3 protein-coding genes are annotated in these 2537 nt (G+C 67.7%); all 3 read right to left on the bottom strand.

All coding sequences use genetic code 11. From position 1 onward, the window contains the following. Positions 1 to 881: ABC transporter ATP-binding protein (locus BLW27_RS20465; protein WP_089886580.1), on the bottom strand; the 881-nt coding region annotated here is incomplete at its 3' end. Beyond that, complete coding sequence (locus BLW27_RS20460; protein WP_089886579.1) at positions 874 to 2121, bottom strand: nitrous oxide reductase family maturation protein NosD; 1248 nt, start codon at positions 2119 to 2121, stop codon at positions 874 to 876. The genes BLW27_RS20460 and BLW27_RS20465, both read right to left, overlap by 8 nt. Beyond that, positions 2121 to 2537, bottom strand: a 417-nt coding sequence (locus BLW27_RS20455; RefSeq protein ID WP_177178030.1) for a cupredoxin domain-containing protein, incomplete at its 5' end; no start/stop codon positions are given. The genes BLW27_RS20460 and BLW27_RS20455, both read right to left, overlap by 1 nt.

The following is a 2537-nucleotide window of genomic DNA, read 5'->3' as shown; positions in this document are numbered from 1 at the left end:
TGCGCGTAGAGATCGTCGAGCGACGGCGGCGTGATTTCCATGTCCTCGACCGCAGGCCCGGCGGCTGCCAGGCTGCGGATGACCTCCATCTTGCGCGTCTCCGAACAGGTCAGGTCGATTGCATCCGCCCCGCGCGACACCTGCGTGTCGGGCGGCAGCGCCGCCTCGACCTCGGGCCAGCCGCCGTTCACGCGCAGGCGCATGCGCACCGGCAGTTCCGCAAGCCGCCGAAGCTCGGCAATTGTTCCGTCTGCCAGCAGTTTCCCGCGATGCATGATCAGCACCCGTTCGGCCCGCTGTTCCAGCTCTCCCAGCGCGTGGGACGACAGCAGCACCGTGGCGCCGCGACCGCGCAGGGTCTGGACCGTCTCGTAGAAGCTGAGTCTCAGCGACGGGTCGAGGCCGGTGGTGGGCTCGTCCAGAAGCAGAAGGCGGGGCTCGCCCAGCAGCGCCTGTGCAAGGCCGAGCCGCTGGCGCATGCCCTTGGAATAGGTGCCCACGCGCCGGTCGGCCGCGTCGGCCAGACCAACCTGCGCCAGCACGTCGCGCAGATCGCCGCGCACGCCCTTGAGGCGCGCGTAGAACTTCAGCAGCTCGTACGCGGTTAGCGACGGGTTGAAGGCCACGTTCTCGGGCAGGAAACCGATCTCGCGCCGCGCGCCGAAGCTGCGGCCGGGGTCCTGTCCGAGGACCGCCAGCGTTCCGGCGCTTGGCCGGATCAGGCCCAGCATCAGCTTCATCAACGTAGTCTTGCCGGCGCCGTTGTGCCCGACAAGGGCCACGGTCTGTCCGGGCGCGAGCGAGAACGTCACGTCCTCGACCGCGGTGTGGCGCCCGAAGCGCCGGGTAACGCCCGAGAGGGCGACGGTGGGGTCAGCCATCTGCGGGCTCCGTCAGAGGTTGCATCAGCGGCGCGCTGTCGATGACGCCGCCGGGCTGCAGCGCGGGCAGCTGCGACTGCGCCCAGCGGATCGTCTGGACGGCCGGGCTGGTGACCAGCACCTTGGCCATCGGGTTGCGCCACAGCACCTGGTCGATGACATCGTTCGGGCGGTAGGGCTGGTCTGCGATGCCGTCGCCGTCCAGATCGAAGGCGGCGTTGTCGCTCCAGTAGTTGCCCTGCCCCTCCTCGGACCAGTCGAGGTGCCGGGTGCCCACGTACTTCACCTGGCTGCGGTTGCCGATGAAGGCGTTGCCCGACAGCGTGTTCTGCTCGGACCCGGCGGTGAAGTGGATGCCGATACCGCAACCCTCGAAGCGGTTGCGGCGGAACTCGTTGAAGTTGGCATTGTAGATGAACACGCACTTCTCGCCACCCTCGCGGACGGTGTTGCCCTCGACCTGCGAATAATTGGCGTAGTTGAAGAGGAACCCGTGATCCTCGTCCCCTTCCGAGACGTTGCCGCTGACCTTCAGGCGGTGCGAGAACATGATCGCGTAGCCGACCGTGTTGCCGACCGACAGGTTACCGGTGACCTCGCTGTCGTTGGCATACATGTAATGGATCGCGAAGCGCACGTTGCGGATGCGGTTGTTTCGGAAGGCGTTGTTCTTGCTGGTGTTCACGAAGATGCCGTCGCGGCCCAGGCTGATGTCGTTGTCCTCGACCACCGCGCCGGGGGCGTTCCAGACCGAGATGCCGCTGCCGAGTTCGGAGAAGCGCCGGTCGTCCCGTCCGATGACGGTGTTGCCCCGCGCGACCGCGTCGGGCGGCCCCATCAGGTAGATTCCGAAGAGGTTGCCCTCGACCACGTTGTCCTCGATCAGCGCGCGCTCGGCCGTCTGCTCGACGAAGATGCCGGAATCCTCTTCCGCCAGAACGGTGCCCGAGCCGCGCACCGTCAGCCCGCGCACCACCGCGTCGGGTGCCGTGACGGTGATGACGCTGCCCTCGCCCGTGCCCTCGACCACGGCACCGTCGGCGCCGTGCAGCGCCAGGGGTGTTGCGATGGTCAGCGGCCCGGCGTGGACGCCCGGCTCCAGCCGGATCACGTCACCCTCGGCGGCCGAGTCGAGGATCGGCTGCACCGGTTCGCCCGGCGCAACCGACCGCTCGGCCGCGAAGGCGGTGCCGGCGTAAAGCGCCAGCACCAGGACACAGATGTGTCGCATCGTCCGCATCAGGTTGCCCGCGGCTCGACGATCATGCGGCCCTTCATCTCCATGTGGAGCGCGTGGCAGAACCACGGGCAGTAGTACCAGTAGACGCCGGGCCGCCCGGCCGTGAAGGTCACCGACGCCGTCTGCTTCGGGCTGACCTCGAAGTTGATGCCGTAGTTGGTGATGCAGAAGCCGTGGCTCACGTCCTCGACCTCGTCGAGGTTGGTGATGGTGATCGTCACCTCGTCACCTTCCTGCACGCGGAACTCGGTCATGCTGAAGGCCGGCGCGACCGAGTACATGTAGATCCGCACCTTGTTGCCGTCGCGGATCACGTCGGCGGCGTTCTCCAGGTCGATCCCGTCCGCCTCGGCCCGCGCCCGCGCCTCGGCGAACATCGGGTCGTTGCGGTCCCAGACGTGCAGCGGGTTGATCTT

The sequence above is a fragment of the Citreimonas salinaria genome, assembly GCF_900107235.1.
GTDB classification, from domain to species: domain Bacteria; phylum Pseudomonadota; class Alphaproteobacteria; order Rhodobacterales; family Rhodobacteraceae; genus Citreimonas; species Citreimonas salinaria.
This window is presented reverse-complemented; position numbering and strand designations above follow the sequence as displayed.

Excerpts from the sequence above, each read along its gene's own strand:
- BLW27_RS20460 (WP_089886579.1), bottom strand. The coding sequence starts at position 2,121 with ATGCGGACGATGCGACACATCTGTGTCCTGGTGCTGGCGCTTTACGCC.